This window comes from Blautia sp. MCC269 (assembly GCF_018785655.1).
Classification (GTDB): domain Bacteria; phylum Bacillota; class Clostridia; order Lachnospirales; family Lachnospiraceae; genus Blautia_A.
Genome location: NZ_WQQE01000011.1, coordinates 89,174 through 96,064, shown reverse-complemented (window position 1 = coordinate 96,064; position 6,891 = coordinate 89,174). Strand labels below are relative to the sequence as shown.

The window sequence follows — 6,891 nt, the reverse complement described above, 5'->3', positions numbered from 1 at the left end:
TAACACAGGAGATTACTTATATCTAAAGATCTTCCCTCCCCCTGCATAGCAGGGGGTTTATTTTTACTGTCACACAAAAACAGCAGCAGAACCGTTTTCACAGTTCTGCTGCCCCCATAATTATTTTAACAAATACCTAACTCCAAAAAAGCCATTATTTACAAAGCGCAGAAAATGCATCTGCAACAAACTGAACCTTGGTTCCGATGATAACCTGTACAGAAGTTTTTCCAGGTTTGATCACGCCTGCAACACCTGCAGATTTGATCACCTTATCATTTACAGCTGTAATATCCTTAACCTCAAGTCTCAGTCTTGTGATGCAGTTATCGATGCTTGTGATGTTCTCTTTTCCGCCACAGCCTTCGAGGATCTTCGCAGCAATAGCAGTATAGTCATCATTTGCAAGCTCGATATTCTTCTCTGCCTCAAGATCGTCATCGTCTTCTCTTCCCGGAGTCTTCAGATCAAATTTCTTGATGGCAAAAAGGAATACAACATAGAATACGATGAATGCTGCGATTCCAAGAGGAAGGATGAGCCATGTCTTCTGTGCTGCCGGAAGTGAGGATGAGAAAAGTAAATCCATCGCACCGGCGGAGAAGCTAAAGCCTGCACGGAAGCCAAGAGCAACTGTGATCATGGTGAAGATACCGTAAAGTAATGCATAGATCACATAGAGGCCAGGAGCAAGGAACATAAATCCAAACTCGAACGGCTCAGTTACACCACAGATAAATGCACAGATCGCTGCGGATGCAACAAGACCGATGGCAACTTTTTTCTTTGCAGGTTTCGCACATTTAACCATTGCAAGTGCTGCACCAGGAATACCAAACATCATACATGGGAAGAATCCGGACATGTACATTCCAAGGCTCCAGGATACATCTGCAGAGGTTTCACCTGCCCAGAAGTGCTGAAGATCACCAAGTCCGATGGTGTCAAACCAGAATACATTGTTCAGTGCGTGATGTAATCCGGTAGGGATCAGCAGACGGTTCAGGAATGCATAGATACCTGCACCAACAACATCCATACCTGCAACTGCTTTTCCTAATGCTACAAGTGCACTGAAAAGTAATGGCCATACAAACAGTAATACAACAGATACGATAATGGAAACCACTCCTGCGATGATCGCTACGCAGCGCTTGCCGCTGAAGAATGACAGCCAGTCAGGAAGCTTGGTGCTCTTGAATTTGTTATAGCATGTAGATCCGATGATACCGGCAAGGATTCCGATAAAAGGATTCGCAATTTTGTCAAACGCAAGAGTTTTTGTTGCATTGTCAGCGATTGATGGCATGATGGTTGTAACAAATCCTGTAAAAAGAAGTGTTGTGAGCATCAGCCAGGATGCAAGTGCAGCGATTCCGCCGGTTCCGTCATTCTTTTCTGACATACCGACACCGACACCGATAGCAAAAAGGATTGCCATGTTGTCGATCAGAGCTCCGCCTGCCTTAACCAGAAACAGACCGATCAGATTGGCTGCGCCGTGAATGTCTCCACCCTGCATGGTTGCCGGACATAACCAGTATCCGATACCCATGAGGATACCACAGATTGGCAGTACTGCCACCGGAAGCATTAACGCTTTTCCCAGTTTTTGAAGAAATTTCATATATTTCCCCTCCCTTAAAATAAATATATTTGACCGGATCACTCCGGTTATAACACCCCGAAAATTGCTACTATCTCCGGGCTGTTATAAGCCTGTCAGCTGCATGAAGATGATCATGAAAGCTTGAGGACTGCTTCTTCTGTCGAAACATCCCCCTCCTTCTGGAGGCTTATCTTTCCGTAATCATCTGTGTTGCAGATCAGAACCGGGATAATTGTGTTTAAACCGGCTTTCTCGATTTTATCCAGATCAGCTTCTATCAGAAGGTCACCTTTTTTGACCTTGTCACCTGCTGCAACGTGGGCTTTAAAGGGTTCGCCCTTAAGTGTGACTGTATCCAGTCCGATATGTATCAGTATTTCTGCTCCCTGAGTACTTGTCAGCGTAACAGCATGAAGAGTATCAAATACCATTGCCACCTCACCGTCTGCCGGAGCATATATCCTGCCGTCTGCCGGGATCACGGCAAAACCGTCACCCAGTACCTTATCCGCAAAGACCGGATCCGGAACCTCCGCAAGGGGAACCACTCTACCCTTACAGGGTGCATAAATTAAATTTCCTTTATCTTTTCCTTTAAAAAATTTCAACATATCCTCTTCCTCCCGTTGTTTTCCCACTTCCTCAGGTATTGATATCCGTGATGTTGATTTGTAAATATATCTATATATTTTTTATCAACGCCGGGTTTATATTATATATTTCGCATAATTTTCATATTTTGTTTTTTAGGCATGTGTATATATTAACCATTATTTTTGGTTTTGTCCACATTTTTATCGGTATTTTTCAAAAAAATAAGCTGTAGCACATTAATGCGACAGCTTATGCAAGAATATTCAGTTTACTTCAGCAGTTCTTTTTCGATCCTTTCTCTCGCCTCCGGAGCCTGCTTGTTCATCTTCTCGGGGAAGCCGAACATGGATACACAGGCGATATTGTCACCACCCACCTTCGGGGCATCCGGTGCAAGCTGCTTCTTTGCAAAATCCATTTCTCTTAAGGTACGGAAGATACCGTCAAAATCAACATCTCCCTCGCCCATGGCCAGATGCTGGTGCACCGTCACATCTGCTTTTCCCCTTCCGTTCAGTGACGGCGGATTCAGAATGTAGCGGCAGTCCATAGTCTGATTAAAGGTATCTGCAAAAAGCACATGGGTCAGTTCATCGCCTGCATATTTCAGCATGCTTTCCACATCACCCTTTCCCTGATCGTAGAAAAATCCGTGAGGGGAAGAATATACGTAACCCAGATTTTTGGAACGGAAGGATTTTACCATATCGCAGGTTTCATTATTCAGCTCACAGAAATCATAGGGATGAGACTGGATCTCCACACGAAGGCCTTCTTTTTCAATGATCGGAAGAAGTTCTTCCATGGAACGGAACCACATACCGTTGCAGATCTCTGCCTGGTTCGGATCACCGGAAAGCTCGGTATTGATCACAGGAACTCCCATGTTTACTGCGATCTCGATCATTTTTTTCCAATTGGCAACTGCAAACTGACGCTCCTCCTCTGTAGGGCCGGACCAGCGGTAGACACAGATGAAGGAAGAAATCTCCACGCCGGTCTCACGCAGCGCATCCCGGTATTCCATTTCACATTCCTTCGAAAAAAGCGGATGCTTGTAAAAAGGATTGATCCTGGGGTGCGGAGACTGTTCAATATATTTGTAACCCCAGTCAGCAACCTGGTGGACCATACGGTTGATATCCATCTGTTTTGCCAGAACATCTACATCAAATGCAATTTTCATGTTAAAACCCTCCCAATTTCTCAGTTAAAACAGAAGGCGGGAAATTTACCTTCCCGCCTTCCGCCCGTTTTCATATATTTCGCATATCTCTGTTTTACTTATTTTGCAATGGCATCCAGTGCTTCCTGAGCATTGTCTGCTGTGTAGTATACGTTATCTACGATGGTCTCGGAATCAACTTCCTTGCCATCCAGAAGGTCTGCGCATGCATCTGCTGCAAATTTTCCCTGGTCAGCAGTACCCTGTGCCATGGTTCCCTGAAGCTTTCCATCCAGAACTGCCTGAAGTCCTTCCGATGTAGCATCGATTCCATATACTTTGATCTCACCTGTCTTCTGTGCATCTGCAATGGCTTTCGCAGCACCTACAGCCATACTGTCATTCTGTGCAACTACTGCGCTGATCTCTTTTCCTGCGTTCAGCCAGTTCTCAACAATGGTAAGTGCCGGCTCTGTTTGCCACTCTGCAGTATCCTGGAATGCTACGGTTACATCCGGATAATCTGCAAGTACCTGGTCAAAGCCTTCAGAACGTCCAACCTGTCCGTCAGAACCCATAGGTCCAAGAAGAAGAGCTACATTACCTTTTCCGTCGATGTCCTTCATAACCTCTTCCATCAGTTTGGAACCTGTGGTTGCCGCATCTGCACCTACATAGCAGTCAGCAGCTTCCGGATCACTGATTCTCTGGTTTACGATAACGACATTAACGCCTGCCTCTTTTGCCGGTTTGGTTCCAATCCACTGACCATCTCTTAAAACTGTGATGGTATCTGAGATCCGGAAGATCTCATCCATCTTATGAGAAATATAGATAATGGCAACACCCTGTTTTTTCAGTCTTTCGATCTGTGCAAAAAGTACAGTTGCTTCTTTCTCTGTGATGGCGGATGTAGGCTCGTCCATAACAATGATCCTGGAATTCAGTGAGATTGCCTTTACAATCTCTACCAGCTGCATTTCCGCTACACTTAAGGTACGCATCTTTGCCCGGGGATCAATATCGATATTCATTTCCCGGAAATATTTGCCGGTCTCCTCTCTCATTCTGGCGATATCCACGATCTTCAGCTTCTCAAATCCTTTTTTAAGAAGCTCTCTTCCAACAAAAACATTCTCTGCCACTTCCATGTCCAGCACTGTGTTCAGCTCCTGATGGATCATGGAAATTCCTTTGCTCATGGCATCCTTCGGCCCGTGTATGACAGTTTCTTTACCTTCCAGAAAGATACTTCCCTGGTCTGCCTTGTAAATTCCCATTAGAATCTTCATCAGTGTGGATTTACCGGCACCATTTTCACCCATCAGGGCGTGTACCTCACCTGGTCTGACCTGAAGGGTAACATCCTCGAGAACCTTCACACCCGGAAATGACTTATAGATGTTTTTCAGCTCAAGAACATATTCCATAGATTTTCTCCCTTCCTCTCCTTTTTCCTCGCTTAATAACCATACAGGGGAATTAAAAATCCCTCCTGATAATGTTTTGGTTTGTTTATGAGCATATATTAAACAATTTATGCTCACTTTCCAACCGACATTTTTCATATCAGGGGGGATGATTTTTGGATTTTTATATTTTTCACACAATACGCAGGCGATTTAAGAACTCTTTGTTGTTACATCTGCTGGTAACAGAGGTCTGGATGCCGATCTTTTTTCCAAGGTAATTTTTCAGAATTCCGGGGGTTGCTTTTTCTCCGTTAATGCGGATTTCTCCTTCTCTCCATCTCTGTTTGCCGGCCAGCGTGTTTACCAATCTGCTGGCTGTTTTGTAATCGTTGTCACGGATCACCGCGATCTCTCCGCTTCTGACCTTCAGTGAAAAAGGTTCCTCTTCCTGATCATGAAATTTTATATGATCCATTTCCAGAATGATCCTTCCTTTTCCTGCCGTGACCGGTACAGCGCCTTTCCATACACCAGAAGCTGCTGTATACAGTTTTTCTTTTTCATACTCATCCACACTAAGCCGGTAACAGATCAGACCTTTTTTCAGGATATCGATCCTTCCGGCGTAGCGGAACAGAAATTCATAACTCTGATCCTGAATATAAACAGCCTTTCCTCTCTGGAGAAGAAGCTCGCTGTATTCCATAAAACGTTCGATATCATCAGGCCGGAGATACTCTGTCAGGAAACTGAAAACCAGGATATCCACATCATACAGCCAGGACTGGAACAAAAATACCCTTCCATAATCAATGGGGCTTAGATCCCGGATGCGGTCCTTCCAGTCAATTTCCCCACACAGCAGCTCCTTCATTTCCAAAGCCTCCTGGCTTTTGAACCTTTTCTTCATTTCCCTGCGGTCCCTGATCCCAAGATTTCCTTTCAGGGAAAAAAGATAATCTCCTACTGTCAGTTCCGGCGAATAATTGGTTTTTCTCTCCAGAACCGCAACCCGGTTGGAAATCTCCCTGTGTATGGACATACTGTCCGCCTGTTCCTCACAGATAAATGTTTTTCCCGTTTTCAGATCCATAGTCCCGCGAAAAAAATTCAGGATCATATCCGAGTCCGAGATACTGTCCGGAAAAATTCCCACGCATTCTCCTCTGGAAATTTCCAGATCCAGAATGATCTTTTTATTTTTTACAGGCAGAAGGCCATTTTCAATTCTAAGAAGTTCTTCTTTTATTTACGCTACCTCAGATTGATTTCTCCGTCATCGTAGATCAGCGGGAGAAGCATGCGGATCTCGGTTCCCATTCCTTCCGAACTGAACACATGCAGTCCGTAATCTTCTCCAAACAGCAGCTTAATGCGGCTGTTTACATTGGGAAGTGCAATACCACCCTTTCGGTTCCTGCCATCTCCAAAGCGTTTCCTGGTACGGTTCTGCGCAGAAAAGATTTCGTTGAGTTTCTCCATCTGTTCGGTATCCATACCTACACCATCATCCTTTACATAAATATAAAGAACATTTCGGCTGCTTTCCACTACCACCTTCACGGTTCCCTCTCCTGTCTTTTCTTCCAGGCCATGGGCAACCGCATTTTCCACAAGAGGCTGCAGCACAAGCCTTGGCATCCTGGCGCTTAAGAGCTCCTCATCGTTCAGTTCCAGTTCCAGATTCATCCGATCACCGAAGCGGAATTTCTGAATGGTAAAATAATCTTCCACATTTTCCAGCTCATCAGACAAGGTCACAAGCCGTTCCACATCCGTGATGGTATAACGGAAAAAGGTAGCCAGCGCTTCTGTGGTATCTGCAATCTGATCCACACCTGCGATCAGGGCATCCGCACGTATGGCTTCCAGGGTATTATAAAGAAAATGAGGATTGATCTGGTTCTGCAGTGCCAGATACTCCGCCTGCTTCTGTTGAAAACGCATTTCCGGTCCGGCCTCCGTGATGCTTGTGATATCCCTGCAGAATTCTTCCAGCTCTCTGCATGACGACCAGTCCTCCCGAAGCACATTTTCCAAATTTCGATTTTTATGAAACTGCTTCAGTTTTTTAATAAAACGAATGTATGTCATAAAACGGCTCATTGCAC

The 6,891-nt window shown here is 44.8% G+C and carries 6 protein-coding genes; all 6 read right to left on the bottom strand.

Translation table 11 applies throughout. The annotated features are described in order from the left end of the window. Nucleotides 1–154: 154 nt before the first annotated feature. Nucleotides 155–1,627 (bottom strand): PTS transporter subunit EIIC, encoded by a 1,473-nt coding sequence (locus GPK88_RS04605; RefSeq protein ID WP_215707561.1) that lies wholly within the window; start codon nucleotides 1,625–1,627, stop codon nucleotides 155–157. A 113-nt stretch (nucleotides 1,628–1,740) separates the two neighbouring features. Further along, nucleotides 1,741–2,220, bottom strand: a complete 480-nt coding sequence (locus GPK88_RS04600) for a PTS sugar transporter subunit IIA (protein ID WP_173762840.1) — start codon at nucleotides 2,218–2,220, stop codon at nucleotides 1,741–1,743. A gap of 251 nt (nucleotides 2,221–2,471) precedes the next feature. Next, on the bottom strand, nucleotides 2,472–3,389 hold the full coding sequence (locus GPK88_RS04595; RefSeq protein WP_118608939.1) for a sugar phosphate isomerase/epimerase family protein: 918 nt from the start codon (nucleotides 3,387–3,389) through the stop codon (nucleotides 2,472–2,474). 98 nt (nucleotides 3,390–3,487) lie between these two features. Further along, nucleotides 3,488–4,798: a substrate-binding domain-containing protein gene (locus GPK88_RS04590; RefSeq protein ID WP_173771287.1), complete on the bottom strand. Its 1,311-nt coding sequence runs from the start codon at nucleotides 4,796–4,798 to the stop codon at nucleotides 3,488–3,490. 172 nt (nucleotides 4,799–4,970) lie between these two features. Next, nucleotides 4,971–5,873, bottom strand: coding sequence for a sugar ABC transporter ATP-binding protein (locus GPK88_RS04585; protein WP_215707560.1), 903 nt, complete (start codon nucleotides 5,871–5,873; stop codon nucleotides 4,971–4,973). 161 nt (nucleotides 5,874–6,034) lie between these two features. Next, a complete protein-coding gene (locus GPK88_RS04580) occupies nucleotides 6,035–6,886 on the bottom strand; it encodes a sensor histidine kinase (RefSeq protein WP_118608935.1) in 852 nt (283 codons plus the stop codon). Between the last annotated feature and the right edge of the window lie 5 nt (nucleotides 6,887–6,891).